Source organism: Chitinophaga cymbidii (genome assembly GCF_007992715.1).
Taxonomy (GTDB): Bacteria; Bacteroidota; Bacteroidia; order Chitinophagales; family Chitinophagaceae; genus Chitinophaga; species Chitinophaga cymbidii.
The window spans coordinates 92,857-111,858 of sequence record NZ_BKAU01000006.1 but is presented as its reverse complement, the minus strand read 5'-3'; the positions used below and the strand labels follow the sequence as shown (position 1 = coordinate 111,858).

The window sequence follows — 19,002 nt, the reverse complement described above, 5'->3', positions numbered from 1 at the left end:
GGCGTCCGCGCCATCAAAACATATGAAAATGAAAAACATCTTCTTGCTCATCCTCTCCGCCTTCCTCCTCACATCTTCCTGTAAAGATGTGCTGGACCAGACGCCGCAGGGCGTTGTATCGGACGATGATCTCAATACGCCCGAGAACGTAGATAAAATGGTGATCGCCGCCTATTCCGCGCTCGGCAACGACCACTACACTTCTCCTTACACCAGCCTCTGGGCCTACGGCAGCATCCGCGGCGGCGATGCCTACAAAGGCGGCGACGGCCCCGGAGATATCAGCGAATTTCACCTGCTGGAAACATTTTCGCTGAACCGGGTGGACAATGGCCTCACCGATGAACTGTGGTTCCGCCTGTATGTGGGCATCGGCCGGGTGAACGACGCATTGCGGCGCCTCAATGCCATCGATGCGGGCGTATATCCCGACAAGGAGATCAGGCAGGGCGAGCTGCGCTTCCTGCGCGGGCACTTTTATTTCCTGCTGAAAGTGCTGTTCAAATACATGCCTTACATCGATGAGAACGCCGAAAGAACAGCGTACGACACCATCTCCAACCGGGCTTTTTCCAACGACGCGCTGTGGACGAAGATAGCGGACGACTTCCGCGCCGCCGTGGCACAGCTGCCGCCCAACCAGGCCGAGGTGGGCCGCGCCAACCAGGTGTCCGCCAAGGCTTATCTCGCCAAAACATTGCTCTACCAGGCGTATGAGCAGAATGAAAAGAACGAAGTGATCAACATCAATACGGACAGGCTCAATGAAGTGAACAAGCTGTGCGACGAGATCATCGGTGCGCAGAAATATGTGCTCAATGATGATTATGGCGATAACTTCCGCGCACAAACCGAGAACAGCCGCGAATCCGTATTCGCCATACAGTTTTCGAAAGACGACGGTACGCCCAAAGGACGCCTCGATTACGGCCATGCGCTGAACTACCCGATGAACCAGGAGTTCGGGTGCTGCGGGTTCCACGTACCGAGTCACGATCTGATCAACGCATTTAAAACGGACGCCAGCGGCCTGCCGATGTTCGATCATTACAATGATGTGGACGTTGCCGAATCCGGCGATTACCAGACCGGCACCTTCGATCCGCGCCTCGATCATACCGTGGCCATTCCCGGCAAACCGTACAAATACGATCCGTTGTTTGTTTTCCAGCGCTCCTGGGCGCGCGCCCCCGAAGTGTATGATGCATTCGCCAGCCTGAAAGAAGCCGTGGCGCCGGATGATCCTTCGTTTCAGAAGATCCCGCCTTTCATGTCCAGCTCCAAGAACTGGGACATCATCCGGTTCAGTGATGTAATGCTCTTCAAAGCTGAAGCACTGATAGAACTGGGACGGCAGAACGAAGCCCTCCCGCTTATCAACGAGCTGCGCACCCGTTCGGCAGGCAGCACCGCGCGGCTGAAGAAGCAGGACGGCACCGCTTCGTCCAACTACCACGTGGCTACCTACCAGCCTGGTGTAAACTGCACGTGGACGCAGCCCTTCGCCCGGCAGGCCCTGCGCTGGGAGCGCCGGCTGGAATTTGCGACCGAAGGTTATCATTTCTTTGACCTGGTTCGATGGGGAATTGCCGCGGATTATATCAACCACTACTTTACGGTAGAGAAAGCCCGGTCCGCACACCTCAGCGATGCCGCGTTCCAGGAAAACAGGGATGAATACCTGCCCGTCCCCCTTAACCAGATCAACTACAGCCGCGGGCTCTACAAACAAAATTATGGGTGGTAATAACAATTTGTAACTATTAAATTGCATGTCATGAAGATCATCTGGACTGGAATATTATGCCTTTGTGTGCTCGCGCAAACTGCCAGCGCGCAACAATTCAGCAAAACTTTCAAAGCTTCGCAAAAGTGGCTGGCGCTGCCCGTGAAGAACGGCGCGCCGAAAAAGAACGTGGAGTTATGGATAGACGGCGAAAATGAACGCTGGTTTGATATTGAACTGGCGGACGGGGAACCCGACTGGTACGCTTATCTCGATATCAGCGACTGGAAAGGGATGGATATTGAATTGCGGGTAGACAAGCTGGATGCGGCTTCCAAAGCCTTTAACCCTATCCGTCAAAGCGATGAGGACAAGAACGAAGGCGTGCTTTACAAGGAAAAGCTCCGCGGCCAGTTCCATTTCTCTCCCAAACGGGGATGGACAAACGATCCGAACGGCATGGTGTACTACAACGGGGAATATCACCTTTTTTTCCAGCATAATCCTTATGGTGTGAAATGGGGAAATATGCACTGGGGGCATGCTGTCAGCAAAGACCTCGTGCACTGGACAGAGCTGGGTGAAGCCCTCTACCCGGATAAATTCGGCCCCATGTTCAGCGGCGGCGCGGTGGTGGACAGTAATAACACCAGCGGCTTCGGACAGGCCGGCAAACCGCCGATGGTGATGTTCTTTACCGGCGCCCGTTCATGGGGACAAGGACTTGCCTGGAGCACCGACGGCAGAACGTTTTCCAAAATGGACCGCACCGTGGTGCACCGCATCAATAAAGACAACCGCGATCCCAAAGTGATCTGGCATGCGCCCACCAAAAAATGGGTGATGGTGCTCTGGGTGGAAAGAGAAAACGGCCAGAACAGCATGCAGTTCCTCAACTCCCCCGACCTGAAGCACTGGACGAAGACCAGCATCACAATGGGCGGTAGAGGCGACGACCGCTACCTGTTCGAATGCCCTGAATTTTTCGAGCTGCCCGTGGAAGGCCGGCCGGGAGAAAAGAAATGGGTGCTGACCGCCGCCAACAGCGAATACGCCATCGGCACGTTCGACGGAATTACTTTTACACCCGAAGCAGAAAGGCTGCAAGGCCAGCGTGGCCGCGACTTCTACGCCGCCCAGACCTTCTCCGACCAGCCGCAGGGACGGCGCATAGAGATCGGCTGGTGGCGTACGCATACGGACAAGGGCGGCAACAGCTTCAACCAGTCCCAAAGCATTCCCATGGAACTCAAGCTGGTGCCTACCGCGGAAGGGCTCCGGCTGACCCGTACTCCCGTAAAGGAACTGGAAGTGCTGCGCGAAAAGACCTATACGGTCAAAGCCCGCAGCCTGAAAGAAGGCGGCAGCAACCCGTTCGCGGACATCCAGGAGGAACTGCTGGAAATCCGCACTACGATTGAGCCGGGCAAAGCCAGCCAGGTAACGCTGGATATCAACGGCCTGCCGGTAGTATATGATGTAGCAAAACAACAGTTGCAGATAGACGGCGTCAACGCCCCCGCGCCGCTGGTGAACGGCAAATTATCACTGATCATTTATGCTGACCGCATCGGGGTGGAAGTGTTTACGGCGGACGGGCTGCTTTTTATGCCGGTAAATGTGAACATTGACACGACTAAACGTTCTTTGGGCCTGTCTGTGAAAGGCGGTACGGCGAAACTGGGCAAAACAACGGTTTATGGATTGAAAAGTATCTGGTAAGCGCTTAATTTTAATTTATCGTATCTTGCACCATTATTCTTTAATCAAATACTAGTATGAGCTGGTTTAAGCGAATTAAACAGGGTATTCAGACCACTACCAGTGAGAAGAAAGAAGCACCGGACGGTTTATGGCACAAATGCCCGAATTGCAAGAAAACGACCACAATGAAAGACCTGAAAGCGAATTTGTACGTATGCGACAAATGTAACTTTCACAACCGCATTAATTCACCCGAGTACTTCGAGATCATTTTTGACGACAATGTTTTCGAAGAGCTGTTCACCAATATCTACCCGAAAGACCTGCTTGGATTCAATGACCTGAAGCCCTACGGCGCCAGGCTGCAGGAAGCCCAGAAAAAGTCCGGTCTTACAGACGCGATGCGCGTGGGAGCAGGTGAAGTGAACGGGAAAGGGCTGGTGGTGGCCTGTATGGACTTTAACTTCATCGGCGGCTCCATGGGTTCCGTAGTGGGTGAAAAGATCGCGCGCAGCATTGATCATTGCATTGCCCATAAAGTAGGGCTGCTGATCATCTCCAAATCCGGCGGTGCGCGCATGATGGAAAGCGCCTTCTCGCTGATGCAGATGGCAAAGACCTCCGCGAAGCTGACGCAGCTGGCGGCGGCGCGCCTCCCCTATATTTCATTGATGACCGACCCGACCACCGGCGGCGTAACCGCATCCTACGCCATGCTTGGCGACATCAATACCGCAGAGCCCGGCGCCCTCATCGGCTTCGCCGGCCCCCGCGTGATCAAGGAAACAATTAAAAAAGATCTCCCCGAAGGCTTCCAAAGTGCAGAATTCCTCCTGGAACACGGGTTCCTGGACTTCATCGTGGACCGAAAGGAATTGAAGAACAGGCTCAGCACCCTGCTGGAGCTTTTTGAGAAATGATATAGACCATTCTTTCCGGTGACGGCAAACGGCACCGGAAAGAATTTCCGGCACCATGGCAGAACTAAAGAACAGATCGGCATACTTTGAATTTGCGATAGAAGATAAATTTATCGCCGGCCTCGTATTGACCGGCACCGAGATCAAATCCATCCGCCAGAGCAAGGTGAGCTTTGCCGACAGCTTTTGCTACTTCTCAAAGGGAGAGCTGTACGTAAAAAGCCTCCACATCGCTGAATACACTTACGGCACCTACGCCAACCACGACCCCATCCGCGAGCGCAAGCTCCTCCTCCAAAAGAAAGAGCTGAAGAAACTCGAAAAAAAGATCCAGGAAAGAGGCTATACGATCGTTCCGCTTCGTATATTCATTACCGAGAAAGGGCTGGCTAAAATGGAGATCGGCGTGGGCAAAGGTAAAAAGCTGCACGACAAACGCGATTCCATCAAACAGCGGGAAGTAGACCGCGAACTGCGGAGGAATTTTAAAGTCTGAGCGCACCCCGTCCCGATATACCCCGGTATTTGAATATATTATCTATATTCGCAATCAATTAAAGGTTTATGTTCCGCTACTTACCTATCCTCCTGGCCGTGGTCCTGTTTTCCTGCAAGTCCGGCGAGAAACTGTACAACCAGGGCCGCTACGGCGATGCTGTGGAAGCGTTCGTCAAGAAACTGCAGCGCAGGCCACAGGACGCCACATCCCTGCAACTATTGCCCAAAGCCTACGAAGCCGCCATGGATTACCATGAAAGCCGGGCGAAGCAGGCGCTCGCATCCAATAACGACCTGAAATGGGAAGCCGTGCGCACGGAATACCGCGCCATGCAGGCACTCTACAACGCCATCCGGTCATCCCCCGCCGCCAACAGCGTAGTAAAACCGAAGGATTATTCTACCGCCATCACCGGCGCGCAGGAAAATGCCGCCGAAGCCCGCTATGCGCGCGGTATTCAGCTGCTGGATGAAGGCGACAAATACAGCGCCCGCCAGGCATACGAAGAGTTCAATGCCGCCCTTCGCCTCGCACCGAATTATAAAGATGCGGAGCAACTGCGCGAACAGGCTTTCCAGATGGGACTGGTGAACGTGGTAGTAAGTGAGATTGACGTGCGCTCCCCCTACTTCCAGTTCTCCGCGGACCAGTTCAGGGATGCGCTCGTCCGTAACCTCGAACAGCGCCGGATCAACAGCTTCGTAAAATTCTACGATGAACGGTATGTGCGCGGCGACCGCGATTTCAGGCCGGACCAGTATATGGAAATGCGCTTTTATGATTTTGTAGTGGGACAAACGTACGTAGACCGCTCGCAGCGGGAAGTTTCCAAAAAGATAGCCGTGCCTGGCAATAAAAAGGACAGCGTTGTTTACATCACCGTAAAAGCAACGCTTTTCATTACGAGAAAGACCGTAGCGTCCAGCGGCGTGCTGGATTACCGCATCACCGACGTGGGCAATAACCGCGTGCTGCGCCAGAACAGGGTGCCCGGCAGCTTTACCTGGCAGAACCAGTTCGGTACCTACCGCGGTGATGAAAGGGCGCTGAGCGACGAGGATAAAAAGCTGATGGGCGGCCGCGACATTCCGCCACCACCGCCGCAAGACCTGTTCCTCGAACTGACAAGACCGATCTACGACAGGCTGGCCGGCGAGCTGCAAAGCTTTTACAACCAGTATTAACCTTTTTCCGCCTTTATTGTTATAACCTGAAAACGCTCACATGAAAAAATCCATTCCCGCATTCATGGCGCTTATAGCCGGAATGCTGTTCATCGGTTGCGCATCTTCCCAGAAATCGTCCGCGAACAACGATGCAGATCTTTTTAAAACGTGGCGGCTGATAGAGCTGGATGGGCAGGCGGTGGATACCACCAAACTGAACCGCCCCGCGCAACTCACTTTTGAAGCAGCGGACCAGCGCGTGTTCGGTTCCGCGGGCTGTAATTCCATGACCGGCAAATATACACTGGAAGCCCCCAACAAACTGACCTTCTCACCCATGGCCGCCACTAAAATGGCCTGTCCGGATATGAGCCTGGAAAGCAAATTCCATGAGATCATCGCGAAAGTAAATACCTGGAGCGTAACGGAAGGGTTCCTGGTGTTGAGCCAGGACAATACGCCGCTAGCGAAATTCGTTGCGAAATAGGGATTTTACTTTATCAGATCGCCTGATGATGATGCCACAGCTTTGAATAGAGCGCATTGTTCTGCAGCAGCTGGCTGTGTGTGCCTTCCTCCGCCATCACGCCTTCCTGCAATACCACGATCTTGTCCGCATTGATCACTGTGCTGAGGCGGTGCGCGATCACAAGAATGGTTTTCCCCTTGTTCCGCAGCTCCTGCATCACTTCCTGCACGTACTGGTCGGAAACGGAATCGAGGGAGGAAGTAGCTTCGTCGAGGATGAGGATGTCGGGATCACGGTAGAGCGCCCGCGCGATGGCGAGCCGCTGGCGCTGGCCGCCGGAGAGGTTCACACCATGTTCCCCCAGCATGGTATTAAAGCCTTCGGGCAGTTTTTCGATAAAATGAAGGATGCCCAGCTGTGCCGATATTTGCAGCACCTTTTGCATGTCCGGCTCAAACTCGCCCACTGCAATATTTTCCAGTACGGTGCCGGCGAAAAGATCGATCTGTTGCGGCACCACGCTCACCTGCCTCCGCAGGCTTTCATGTTCGATATAACGGATATCCATATTACCAATGGTGATGCTGCCTTCCTGCAGGGGATAAATGTTCTGCAGCAGAGCCATGAGCGTGGATTTGCCGGAGCCGCTCTCTCCCACTATCGCGGTGATCTTGCCTTTGCGGACGTGCAGGTTAAAATGCCGGAACACTTCCACGCGGGTGCCATAGCGGAAAGAAACATTTTGAAACACGATATCTCCCGCCTGCCCGGCGGCCAGCTTTACTTTATTGCCGGTTTCTTCCTGCGCCAGGTCCATGATCTCGAAGAGGCGGTCCGCCGCGATGAGGGCGTCCTGCAGGCTTCTGTTCGCGCCGATGAGGCTCATAGCGGGACCGGTGAAATAGCCGATCAAAGCGTAAAAGCTCAACAGCTCCCCGGGGCTCAGCTGCCTGTCCATCACAAAATACGATCCGGCCCACAACAGTACTACCACGAAAGCGCTCGTCACAAAACTGCTGATATTCCCGATGTACAGGTTGCTGACGGAGGAAGAAAAGATCGTTTTCAGCAAACGCACGAAGCGGCTTTCCGTTTTCATGTTCGCATATTCCTCCAGCCCGAAACGCTTGATGGTGGCCGCCGCATTCAGCGATTCCACCAGCTGGCTGCCCAGTTCGGCATTATCCTCCATCAGCCTGCGCTGCATCCTGCGGTTGATCTGGTTGCTGATCCGGTATACGATGCCGTACACCGGCAATATCGCCAGCACGATCAGCGCCAGCTTCCAGTAGTAAGTGAACATCAGCGCAAAAGAAAACAGCACAATGAACACATTCACCACCAGTCCGATCGCTACATCATTAATGAATACACGAATTTTAACGGCATCGCCTATACGGGAAGTGATCTCGCCCACCCGCATGGTATCGAAGAACTGCTGCGGCAGCCGCAGCAAATGCTTGTAGTAGCCCAGGATCAGCCGCGCATCGATCTGCTGCCCGGTTTTCAGCGCGAAAATGCTCTTCCACTGCCCGATGAAAAATTGCAGCACCAGTATGAGCAGCATGATAACGCCGAGCAGGTTGAGCAGGTTGCCGTTGCCTTCCACGAGCACATTGTCCACGATCTTCTGTACGTAGATGGAAGTGGAAAGGCCGAGCACGGTGTATATGCAGGCGCCGAACAGGGCTTGCAGCACCACGGTACGGTGCGGCCGCAGCAGGAACCAGAAGCGCTGCAGATGCGAAACCTTCTCATTCCCGGCCTGGAAGCTTTCATCGGGCATGAGCAGGATCAGCACATTGGTCCAGATGGCGGTGAACTGCGCATGAGTCATTTTATGGAACAGGCCGTCGGCGGGGTCCATCACGGTGATATGCGTTTTGGTAACGCGGTATATCACCACGAAGTGATGCAGCTTTTCCTGGATCACCACATGGGCGATAGCAGGCTTGGGAATGTTAAAAAGCGCGTCGAACGGGCCTTTCACGCCTTTGGCCTGGAAGCCGATCTTGCCGGCGGCTTCGATCACGCCCAGCACGTTCGTTCCCTTGCTGTCGGTTGCCGCCATCTGGCGGATACGGGCAACGGGGAGCTGCAGGTTGTAAAAGGCGGCCACAGATGCGAGGCAGGCGGCGCCGCAATCGCTGATATCCCGCTGGCGGACGCGGGCGTTTTTCTTTAATCTGATGTTAGCGGACATGGGCTATTTTTTACCGGAGGTGTTGGGATTGATCCAGTCGTCTGTTCTATCATATAACAATTGAAAGAGGCTGCGTTTCGTGAGTATAAAACGCGCCTGCAGGGTCATACCTTTTTTGAGTTTTCCTTTGATGCCGCCGGCGGTGTGTACTTCGGTATTATCAAACAGGCAGCGCACCTTGAACACGGGCTGGTTGTCCACCAGCGTGAAATCATTGTCCACACTTTCCACCGTGCCGTCTACCACGCCCCATTCATTATAATTAAAAGCATCTACCTGGAATTTAACGGGCATGCCTGCACGCAGATAACCAATATCTTTCGGTGAAACAAGGCACTCGGCTACCAGGTTGGAATCGGGCGAGATAATGCCCATCAGTTCGCCTACCTGCACGAAACCACCGGCATATTTCCCGTTGAATTCCTGCAAGGTACCGCTCACAGGGGCTTTGATCAGGTTCCATTCTTTTTGCTTTTCCAGCTGTGCGGCATCTGCCTGCAGGCGGTTGCTTTCCATTTTATACCGGCTCAGCTCTTCCTGCCAGGCGCTGCGCTGCTGCTGTATGGCCAGCCTGTAGGCCGCCACGCTTTTGTCGTATTCATACTGTTTGTCCCGCAGCTCTTTCTCCGCGATCACTTTGTCCGCATGCAGCTTCTCATACATTTCCAGGTCGCTTTGCAGCTTGCGCATGGTGGCATGCTGCTCGTTCAACGACGATACAAAGCGGCTGTATTGCTGCTGGTATAAAGCGGACTGCAGCCCGTTGCCACCGCCGCCTGCCGCGAGGCGGGCAAGATCGCTGATATAGGCATCCCGCTGCTTCAGCTCAAAAGAAGTCTGCATCAGCTTGCTGTTGCTGATGTCTTCCTGCAGGCGCAGGAGCAGCTGACCTTTGTTTACATACTGTCCTTCATGCACCAGCACCTCTTCAATGGTACCGGCCACAAGGCTGCGCAGTTCATTCTTTTCCGTAATGGGCCTGACGATGCCGGCGGACTTAACGGAAACATCTACTTTAATAAAAGGTAACGCAAGCAGGCTGAGCAGCACTGCCAAAAGTACGGTAGCGTAAATCACCTGTGTTCTGACCTTTACACGGGGCAACCAGGTAAACGCAGAGTGTTCGATGACCTCTACAGGAAATAATTGAGGCATGGGCAAATTTTTCTCCATGAAAAATATTGCCTCGACGGTTCAAACGGGTTAAAAAATTGTTGCTTAAAGACGATAAAGCAAGTTACGATTTTTTCTGATATTACTCGCCTCTTTCATATCCTTCATCAATCAGCAGGGAGCCGCCGTCCGCCGCGGCCGTAGCCAGTTCGTCGCAACGGTTGTTTTCGGGGTTGGTGGCATGGCCTTTCACCCACTGGAATTTGATGCGTTGTTTTTTATAGAGGGGAATGAAGCGTTCCCATAGGTCGCGGTTCTTTTTATCCTTGAAGCCGATCTTGATCCAGTTCCACAGCCAGCCTTTCTCAACGGAGTTGACCACATACTGGCTGTCTGTATAAATGGTGATGGAAAGCCCTTCTTTTGTAAGCGCTTCCAGCGCCACGATCACTGCCAGCAGTTCCATGCGGTTGTTGGTGGTCATACGGTATCCCTGTGATAATTCCTTGCGGACCTTTCCCCATATCAGTACTACGCCATATCCTCCCCTGCCGGGGTTCCCGCGGGCCGCGCCATCCGTATAAATGATCAGTTGCTGGTTCGTCAATGCCTTTCTGTTTTAAGGCTGCAAAAATAAGGGAGAATCCCGAAGCACAAAGTAAAATTTCAGTCCTGCAAGATGCCTGTGCCTTGCAGGTTGCCACATGAAGAACACCCCGAACATCAGACCTGGAAAACCCCGGTTTTAAAACTCTCCTCCACCGGCGCCTGGTTGGCCGCCCTGAGGCATTCCGCCACCACCTGGCGGGTCTGCGCCGGATCAATGATCTCGTCCACCCACAGCCGCGCGGCGGCGTAGTAAGGTGTTGTCTGCGCGTTGTACTTGTCGGTGATATCTTTCAGCAGCTTTGTTTCTGTTTCGGGAGAAATGACTTCTCCTTTTGCTTTCAGCGAGGCCACCTGGATCTGAAGCAGGGTTTTCGCGGCCTGTTCGCCGCCCATCACCGCGATCTTGGCATTCGGCCAGGCGAAAATAAAGCGCGGATCATAGGCTTTCCCGCACATGGCGTAGTTGCCCGCGCCGTAGGAATTTCCGATGATAACGGTGATCTTCGGCACGATGGAATTGGCTACGGCATTCACCAGTTTTGCACCGTCCTTGATGATGCCGGCGTGCTCGCTCCTGCTGCCCACCATGAAGCCTGTTACATCCTGCAGGAAAAGCAGCGGTATTTTTTTCTGGTTGCAATTCATGATGAAGCGGGCCGCCTTGTCAGCACTGTCATTATAGATCACGCCGCCCATCTGCATTTCACCTTTGCGGTTCTTCACCATCTTCCGCTGGTTCGCCACGATGCCCACGGCCCAGCCTTCGATACGGGCGTAACCGCACAATATCGTTTTACCGTAATCTTCCTTGTATTCATCAAACACAGAACCATCCACCAGCCTTTCAATGATCTCCCGTACATCGTATGACCGCGTGCTGTCCGCCGGCACAACGCCGTATAGCCCTTCAGGTGATTTCAGCGGCGCTACTGGTGTGATGTGATCAAAACCCGCGGTGGTATTATGCCCGATCCGGGATACGATCTGTTTGATCCTGTCCAGGCACTCTTTATCATTTTTAAATTTATAATCGGCAATGCCGGAGATCTCTGTATGCGTCACGGCGCCGCCAAGGGTTTCCGCGTCCACCTCCTCCCCGATAGCCGCTTTCACAAGATAAGGCCCGGCGAGAAAGATGGAGCCGTTGCCTTCCACCATCAGCACTTCATCGCTCATGATGGGCAGGTACGCCCCGCCCGCCACACAGCTTCCCATCACGGCGGCGATCTGCGTGATGCCCATTGCGCTCATGCGGGCATTGTTGCGAAAAATACGGCCGAAATGCTCCTTATCCGGGAATATCTCGTCCTGCATCGGCAGGTAAACGCCCGCGCTGTCTACCAGGTAAATAATGGGCAGGCGGTTTTCCATGGCGATCTCCTGCAGGCGCAGGTTTTTCTTGCCCGTCATCGGGAACCAGGCGCCGGCTTTCACGGTCATGTCGTTGGCAACGATCACGCATTGCCGGCCGCTTACATAACCAAGTCCGGCTACGGTTCCCGCGGCGGGACAGCCGCCATGCTCCCCGTACATTTCATATGCGGCAAAAGCGCCGATCTCCAGGAATTCCGTGTTTTTATCCACCAGGTAGCCGATCCGCTCCCGGGGTGTTAGTTTACCGCGCTGGCGGAGCTTTTCAATACTTTTTTTACCTCCACCCTGTGCTATCACCGCCAGCTTTTGTTTCATGGTGCTGACCAACCTGCGCATGATATCCTCATTTTTGTTAAATTCCAGTTGCTGTTGCTCCATAAACGGTATTTATTTGGCTAAAAATAAGGGAAAATGAGGGAATGGCCTGCTAATTGTAAAAGGATGATAAAGCAATAGCCGTATCATAAAACCTTTTCTTTATGTCTACACTCATTGTATTATCCGAATCATTACAGCACATTTATCATGGTCAGCCCTGGCTGGATGTGACGTTACTGGAGCATTTGCAGGAAACGGACGCGGAGCAGGCCACGCGGCGGATCGGGGAATCGCACTGCATCTGGGAGCTGGTGAACCACCTGATCTACTGGCATCAGAACGTTACCCGGAAGCTGAAAGGCGAAAAGCCGGAGCAGGAAGGCGATCTGCCGGATTTTTACCTGCCGGAGAACCACGGTGAAAACAACTGGCAGGCCACGCTGCACCGGCTGGAACATTCTATTACGCAAATGGTGGAAACAATCCGTAATTTTCCGGAAGAAAAGCTGTTCACCCCGGTACCGGAAACGCAGCACAATGCTTACTATTATATCGTTGGCGTATTGCAGCATATTGCTTATCACCTCGGACAGATCGTGCTGCTGCGCAAATATGTCGTACAATAGAACAGCGCCACTGAAAAGCGGCGCTGCTACATAGGAAATGGTTAAAAATGCCTTTTGGCATCTCCATACTAATATACTACAATATCCCTTTCATGCAACCACTGTCTATTCCCCGCGAACGAATTTATTCCGTTGATGTGCTCAGGGGCCTGGTAATGATCCTGATGGCGCTGGACCACACGCGCGATTTTTTCCATTCCACCGCCATGACGCAAGACCCGCTGGACGTGCAGACCACGCATCCCATGCTGTACATCACACGCTGGATCACGCATTTCTGCGCGCCGGTATTTGTTTTTCTTTCCGGCCTGTCCGTTCAGCTGATGAATGGCAGGAAAACATCGAAGGAGATCAGCAGCTTCCTGATGAAACGCGGGCTCTGGCTTATTCTTGTGGAGATCACGCTGGTATCGTTCGCATTGAGCTTTAACCCGCTTATGAATGTAGTGGTGTTGCAGGTGATATGGGCGATCGGGATATCTTTTGTTTGCCTGGCCTTGCTTGTTTTTCTGCCCTGGCAGGTGATCCTGGGGTTGGGGCTGCTCATCACGGCTTCGCATAACCTCCTGAATTATGTGGAAGCGAAACCGGGTTTCGAAGCCGGACTGTGGTGGCAGCTGATGCACCAGACGCGGTATACTTTCTTTGAATATCTGCCGGGGCATGGTTTCATTGTACTGTACCCTTTCCTGCCCTGGCTAGGTATTATGCTGATGGGATATGGGTTTGGGCGGTTCTTTCAGGCGGATGTCGGCACTGTACAACGGAAACGGATACTCGTAGCGACCGGTATAACGATGATGGTTGTGTTTGTTGTGGTAAGATGGCTGAACGGGTACGGGGACCCTCGCCCCTGGGCCTCCCAGCCACACTGGGCCGCCACGCTCGGGGATTTCATGAACGTACAGAAATATCCCCCCTCACTGATGTACGCCTGCGCCACCCTCGGCCCCGCCCTGCTGGTGCTCGCCTGGCTCGAAGGCAAAAAGAGCCGGTTTACAGACATCGCGAAGATCTACGGCAGCGTGCCTTTCTTTTATTACATCCTGCACTTCTATCTCATTCACCTGCTTTGCCTGATCATGTTCTTTGTATCCGGCTACGGCGTGAATGATATCGCGAACCCGCAGGTGCCCTTCCTGTTCAGGCCGCCGGATTTCGGTTATCCCCTCGGGACCGTATACCTGGTATGGATCGGCGTAGTAGCGCTGCTGTACCCGCTTTGCAAGCGGTACGCCGCCTATAAGCAAACGCACCGGAAATGGTGGCTGAGCTACCTCTGACGCAGCTTCAGCTCATATCTTTCCTCATACAGGTCATGCCCCCACATCTGTTGCGGCTCCGTGCCTGTTTTCACAAATCCCGCGCGGGTGTAGAGCTTTGCCGCTACATCCTGCTGATGCGTGGTAAGCAGGTACACTTCGCGGAAGGCTTTCTTCCGGCAGTAAGCCATGGCTTTGTCCATCAGCGCCTTACCCAAACCGATCCCGCGGAATGACGGATGGATAAGGAACCAGCGCAGCTGCGCTTTCGCCTTTCCGCGGTGGATGATCGCTACCAGCCCCACCAGTTCCCCGTGCCAGGTAGCCAACCAGAGCCGGTCACGCGCCGGATCATACGCAGGCAGGAACTCATGGAAGGTGGACACCACATATTTTTCAAAATCGATGTTATAGGCGAATTCCTTTGCGTACAATACGCCGTGCAGCCGGATAATATCCCCGATATCGCCGGGCCGCAGCTCGTGGCGGATGACGATGTCTTCCAGCCTGGGTGTACTGTTCGGCGCCTTCAGCAGCCGGCGCACCGTGCCCATCGCGCCGGCGATCTGTTCCTGCTGCGTGTGGTCCAGCCCCTTCAGCATTTCCTGTATCTGGTGGTCGGACAGCTCATTCATACGGGTCACCACCTTCCTGCCGCGGGCGGTCAGCTGCAGGTAAAAGGAACGCCCGTCCTCCGGCAATGGATGCTTGATGAGCAGCCCCTGCTTTTCAAAGCCGCGGAGAATGCGGCTGAGATAGCCCGCATCCATTTTCAGCGCTTCCCGTATGCCCGTGGCCGTGGTACGCCCCGCAAAGTGGATCTCATACAGCACGCGAATGTCCGTCAGGGAATATTCACTGTCAAACACATGCTGCTGCAACAGGCCAAGCTGTAAAGTATAAAAACGGTTGAACTGCCGGATATCCGCAATAAGTTGTTCCGCCTCCATGTCATGTATATTTTCACCAAATATACAATTTAGTTGATTTAGTCAACTAAATTAATTGACATAGTCAATTAAATGTCCTTCAGGGAGCTCAGGCGTTTAACGCGGATGTAAAAATCCTCGGTGCGCACCTTGAAATCTTTTTCCGTCATATCTTTCAGCTCGCTGCGTTTCCATTCCTGTTCCGGGTAAATGAAAGAAAAGCTGTCCTTTTCCAGCGTGACCTTTACCGGCATGCGGAAGCGCTCCACCGTGCCGCTCCACTTGTAGTATACATATAAAGCACCGTCTTCTTTTGTAATAAAACAGGTCAGCTCCGGCACGCTGGTCTGCCGCAGGTATTGCTCAAAGAAGCCCGACAGGTCCCGGTGCGTCACCTGCGCAACGAAGGCGGTCACATCTTCTGTGGTGATGGTCTGATACCTGAAATGTTCCTGCAGGGCTTTGAGCACGTCGAAGAACACGGCGCTGTCGTCCAGCACGCTGCGCAGGGTATGTATTACGCGGCAGCCCTTGGAATAAACGTCCCACAACTCGTAAAATATATGGTTCACATCGTGCTCACCGATCAGCGGTTCACGGTTGGCGGGCTTTTCCTGTTCCAGCGCTTTCAGCGCCGCTTCCTCCCCTTTCGTTTGCCCGATCATCATCTTTTCCGCATACGTGGCAAACCCTTCATGCAGCCAGAAATCCGCCATGTCCTTACAACTCAGGCTATTGCCCCACCATTCATGCGCCACCTCGTGCCACATCAGGCGTTCCAGCTCCCCCGCATCGCCGCCAAAACCGCCGAGCGCAACAGCGCTCTGGTGTTCCATGGCATGCAGGGTTTCGATCAGCGTAAATCCGTCACGGGGAAAAGGATACGGCCCGAAGGATTGCTCATAAAAAGCCAGCATCGGTTTTACTTTTTGCGAGAGCGCCTTCGCCTTTTCAAGATGATAGGGCAGGCAATAATAGTCCAGCGTCAGCGTATCGCCGTGGCGGACATAGATATCCGAAAAACGGACATAATCTCCGATATTGACGGTTACATTATAATTGTTGATCGGGTAGCTGACGAACCAGTCCGTGCGCGTGCTGCCATCCGCCAGTTCCTTTTTTGCCCTTAACCGGCCGTTGGAAATGTTCTGCAATCCCGGTGGTACGGTAATGCTGATCAGCATACTGTCCGGCTCATCTGAAAGATGATCTTTATTCGGCCACCACAGGCTCGCCCCGGAACCCTGGCAGACCACCTGCGCAAAATCCTTTCCATCGCGGTCTTTCCGCCAGAGAAAACCGCCGTTCATCGGCACGCCGCGGTCCGGCTCCTGCGGCTGGCCGTGATAGTAAGCAATGATCTCTTCTTCCATGCCCCGCGGGACCGTTGCAGGAAACCGGACAAACACCGCATCATATTCCCGCGTAAAACGCAATTCCCGGCCTTTATAGAGGATCTTTTCCAGCACCATGTTCTCATACAGGTCAATTTGCAGCGTATCAATATCAGCCAGCGCTTTGAAGCGGATCAGGTTGCTGCCGGACACATGCCGCCGGGCCGGCGCTATCGCCGCATCCAGGTGGTAGTAAGTGACATCGTAACAACTCCGGTACCCGGATAACTGCCCCCGCAGGGTATCGGCGCGGGTAAACCCGTTCCGGCGGTTGGGAATGCGTTTCGCTTTGGGTAAATCGGTCGTTTCCCGGATCTTCAGTGCCTCAAAACGGCCATCCTGCGTAATGTAGAGTTTGCCGGGCGCGAACTCCAGTCCTGCCGGGGTCTTCAGGCTGTCCAGCATGAATTTCGACGCGGACTCCTGCCTTAGTACCCGCCGGATATGGGTTTCATCTTTCCAGAACAGCTTACCATTTTCCTCTTCTATGGCAAATATCCGCAAGGGTTCCACCTTCAACTGATAGGTACCGGTAAAACGGGGAAAGGACTGGGCGCATGATAACAAGGGAGCGGTTAACACGATCAGTACAAGGCTGCATAATACTTTCATACAATGTGATCTTTTTTGATCACAAACCAATGAAAATGCCGCGCCGGCGCCTATTCATATCCGGATTTGAATAGCAGTCAGCGGTGTTTTGACTGAAATTCCTTCGGCGTCATGCCCGTTGCCGCCTTGAAAGCCCGCTGAAAAGTAGGCTGGGAATTGAACCCGCATTCAAAAGCGATGCCGGTGATCGTTAAATGGCTGTTGGCAGGATTTAATATTTTCGATTTAACGGCTTCCACCCGGTAAGCATTCACATATTCATTAAACCCTTTGTTCAGCCGCTGATTCAACACCGATGAAAGCGTTTTGGCGTTGATGCCGGTTTGCGCCGCCAGCGCGGAGATATTCAGATCGGGATCGAGGTACAGCTTATCCTGTTCCATGGCCTTTTGCAGTGCAGCCAGGCTGCCGTCGATCTCATCCTTCGAAAGATTATCAAAATAGGATTGCGTTTTTTTCTGTTGAGCGACATAGATCACTTTCGTGCGGTGATAGCCGGCAAAACCGATCCAGTAAATAAAAATAACGAGCAAAACCTCTATCACATAATACTGCCGGCCATCCCAGATGCCCGTCACATAAGGTGAAAACACCGTCACCAGCCATACCAGTGCAAAAATACCGGTTACGATCAGCAAGGTCCCCAGCCAGCGTAAGACCAGCGAGGCATCATCCCCCGCAAGCTCCCGCCGCAGCTTACGGTAAACACCCGCCGCCAGTATATAATAAATCACATAGGAAGCAACGGACAACGGCTCCGCGATCATTCCATATTTGTTGTCGATCTCAATCAAACCTGCAAGAGATCTGCCGCTTTGCGCATACATCACCCATAACACTACCAGCACAGCGCGGAACGCCAGCAGCACCCAGATCACAAGATAATAATAGCGGGGGTGGCGGACAGGGTCGCTGCTGCGAAAGGAGCGGTAGTAAAGGTATAAAGCCGGCCCCAGGCCGAATACAAGTACAAAAGGAAAAAAGCTGAATACATACACCAGGCTCGTCAACCCCGAGCTCCAGTTCAGCGTTTCAAAACCGTTATAACTCAATATCAGGATAAAAATGGCGAGCGATCGTTGCTGCAGTTTGTTGGGAGAACGGGAAAAGAGCAGGTAGATCCCGAAGAACAACGCCTGCAGCGCGCCGAGCAAAACCACTAACGAAAACACATCCAGTTTCATGCGCCACTAATATATTATTTCTTTGGTTATATTTACAATATGAGAAAGGTTATCAGGCATGTCTTGCAGGGCAGGGAAAAGCGCATCACGGCGGATGAAACGGTGATACAGCCGTTACCGCATAAGGATTTCAGGTTTGCCAATCCTTTTATCGTGCTGCACCACATCGGGCCGAAGGAAATTCCGGCGGGCTCGGCGATGCGCATACATCCGCATCCGCACCGTGGCTTTTCACCGGTGTCGTTTTTTATCCAGGGCGAGGGGTATCATATGGACAATGCCGGGCATTCCGGCACCATTGCCGCCGGCGGCATACAGTGGATGTTCGCGGGAAAAGGATTGCTGCACAGCGAAGGCCCCACGAAAGAAATGCTGGAAAAAGGCGGCATACAGGAAATGATACAGATATGGGTGAACGTACCCAAAGCCAATAAATGGGACGAACCTTATTACCAGTCCGCCCAAAAAGAAGCGCTGCCGCCTGTGCTGGAACAGGACGGCGTGCAGCTGCGGCTTGCCAGCGGCGAATATGAAGGAAAGAAAAGCCCAATGAAGAGCTTCACGCCCGTGACCGCCATCACCGGCTCCATTGAAAAAGGTAAAACCGTTTATATTGCGGCCATACCCGGCTACCAGGCTTTGCTCTACGTGTCCAAAGGCAGCATCAACGTCAATGAGCAAACGGCGCAAATGCACCAGCTGGTGGTATTCGACCGGGAAAACGACGAGATCGTGATCACCGCCGCCGAAGATTCCGCTATCCTCTATCTCTCCGCAGAACCGATCGATGAACCCGTTGCCGCGAAAGACAACTTTGTCATGAACACGCCTGAAGAAGTGGAACAGGCGATGGAAGACTACAGGAACGGCCGGTTCGGCACGCTTGAATACTGA

Annotated in this window: 16 protein-coding genes; 9 read left to right on the top strand and 7 right to left on the bottom strand. The window is 53.4% G+C overall.

Annotated elements, in window-relative coordinates:
- Positions 1–28: 28 nt before the first annotated feature.
- The 6 genes from CCY01nite_RS23155 (at position 29) to CCY01nite_RS23130 (ending at position 6,502) form a co-directional block, all read left to right on the top strand.
- Entirely contained in the window at positions 29–1,747 is a 1,719-nt protein-coding gene (locus CCY01nite_RS23155) for a RagB/SusD family nutrient uptake outer membrane protein (RefSeq protein ID WP_146866770.1), read from the top strand.
- A 30-nt stretch (positions 1,748–1,777) separates the two neighbouring features.
- Positions 1,778–3,448, top strand: a complete 1,671-nt coding sequence (locus CCY01nite_RS23150; RefSeq protein ID WP_146866768.1) for a glycoside hydrolase family 32 protein — start codon at positions 1,778–1,780, stop codon at positions 3,446–3,448.
- Positions 3,449–3,504: 56 nt separating this feature from the next.
- The gene (gene accD, locus CCY01nite_RS23145; protein ID WP_146866766.1) at positions 3,505–4,350 is read left to right on the top strand and encodes an acetyl-CoA carboxylase, carboxyltransferase subunit beta; all 846 of its coding nucleotides are present in this window, start codon (positions 3,505–3,507) and stop codon (positions 4,348–4,350) included.
- Positions 4,351–4,405: 55 nt separating this feature from the next.
- Entirely contained in the window at positions 4,406–4,846 is a 441-nt protein-coding gene (gene smpB, locus CCY01nite_RS23140; protein ID WP_146866764.1) for an SsrA-binding protein SmpB, read from the top strand.
- Between the two features lie 68 nt (positions 4,847–4,914).
- Positions 4,915–6,033, top strand: coding sequence for a tetratricopeptide repeat protein (locus CCY01nite_RS23135; RefSeq protein WP_146866762.1), 1,119 nt, complete (start codon positions 4,915–4,917; stop codon positions 6,031–6,033).
- A 40-nt stretch (positions 6,034–6,073) separates the two neighbouring features.
- Positions 6,074–6,502, top strand: a complete 429-nt coding sequence (locus tag CCY01nite_RS23130) for an META domain-containing protein (protein WP_146866760.1) — start codon at positions 6,074–6,076, stop codon at positions 6,500–6,502.
- A 13-nt stretch (positions 6,503–6,515) separates the two neighbouring features.
- On the opposite strand, the gene CCY01nite_RS23125 is transcribed toward CCY01nite_RS23130, so the two are convergent.
- From CCY01nite_RS23125 to CCY01nite_RS23110, 4 genes are all read right to left on the bottom strand, one after another.
- Positions 6,516–8,687 (bottom strand): peptidase domain-containing ABC transporter, encoded by a 2,172-nt coding sequence (locus tag CCY01nite_RS23125; RefSeq protein WP_146866758.1) that lies wholly within the window; start codon positions 8,685–8,687, stop codon positions 6,516–6,518.
- Between the two features lie 3 nt (positions 8,688–8,690).
- Positions 8,691–9,842 carry an HlyD family secretion protein gene (locus CCY01nite_RS23120; protein WP_186831221.1) on the bottom strand — a complete coding sequence of 384 codons (1,152 nt, stop codon included), beginning with the start codon at positions 9,840–9,842 and terminating at the stop codon, positions 8,691–8,693.
- 100 nt (positions 9,843–9,942) lie between these two features.
- Positions 9,943–10,407: a ribonuclease HI gene (gene rnhA, locus CCY01nite_RS23115; protein WP_146866754.1), complete on the bottom strand. Its 465-nt coding sequence runs from the start codon at positions 10,405–10,407 to the stop codon at positions 9,943–9,945.
- Between the two features lie 116 nt (positions 10,408–10,523).
- The gene (locus tag CCY01nite_RS23110; RefSeq protein ID WP_146866752.1) at positions 10,524–12,161 is read right to left on the bottom strand and encodes an acyl-CoA carboxylase subunit beta; all 1,638 of its coding nucleotides are present in this window, start codon (positions 12,159–12,161) and stop codon (positions 10,524–10,526) included.
- A 101-nt stretch (positions 12,162–12,262) separates the two neighbouring features.
- Between CCY01nite_RS23110 and CCY01nite_RS23105 the strand changes: the two genes are divergently transcribed.
- The gene (locus CCY01nite_RS23105) at positions 12,263–12,727 is read left to right on the top strand and encodes a DinB family protein (RefSeq protein ID WP_146866750.1); all 465 of its coding nucleotides are present in this window, start codon (positions 12,263–12,265) and stop codon (positions 12,725–12,727) included.
- 92 nt (positions 12,728–12,819) lie between these two features.
- Positions 12,820–14,010, top strand: a complete 1,191-nt coding sequence (locus CCY01nite_RS23100) for an acetyltransferase domain-containing protein (protein ID WP_222614479.1) — start codon at positions 12,820–12,822, stop codon at positions 14,008–14,010.
- Here CCY01nite_RS23100 and CCY01nite_RS23095 read toward each other — a convergent pair.
- The 3 genes from CCY01nite_RS23095 to CCY01nite_RS23085 all read right to left on the bottom strand — a co-directional run bounded on the left by CCY01nite_RS23095 (position 14,001) and on the right by CCY01nite_RS23085 (position 18,108).
- The gene (locus CCY01nite_RS23095; protein WP_146866746.1) at positions 14,001–14,939 is read right to left on the bottom strand and encodes a bifunctional helix-turn-helix transcriptional regulator/GNAT family N-acetyltransferase; all 939 of its coding nucleotides are present in this window, start codon (positions 14,937–14,939) and stop codon (positions 14,001–14,003) included. The two genes, CCY01nite_RS23100 and CCY01nite_RS23095, sit on opposite strands and share 10 nt — an antisense overlap.
- 68 nt (positions 14,940–15,007) lie before the next feature.
- Entirely contained in the window at positions 15,008–16,924 is a 1,917-nt protein-coding gene (locus CCY01nite_RS23090) for a M1 family metallopeptidase (RefSeq protein WP_146866744.1), read from the bottom strand.
- A gap of 77 nt (positions 16,925–17,001) precedes the next feature.
- A complete protein-coding gene (locus CCY01nite_RS23085; protein ID WP_146866742.1) occupies positions 17,002–18,108 on the bottom strand; it encodes a helix-turn-helix domain-containing protein in 1,107 nt (368 codons plus the stop codon).
- Between the two features lie 39 nt (positions 18,109–18,147).
- On the opposite strand from CCY01nite_RS23085, the gene CCY01nite_RS23080 reads away from it, so the two are divergent.
- Complete coding sequence (locus tag CCY01nite_RS23080; protein ID WP_146866740.1) at positions 18,148–19,002, top strand: pirin family protein; 855 nt, start codon at positions 18,148–18,150, stop codon at positions 19,000–19,002.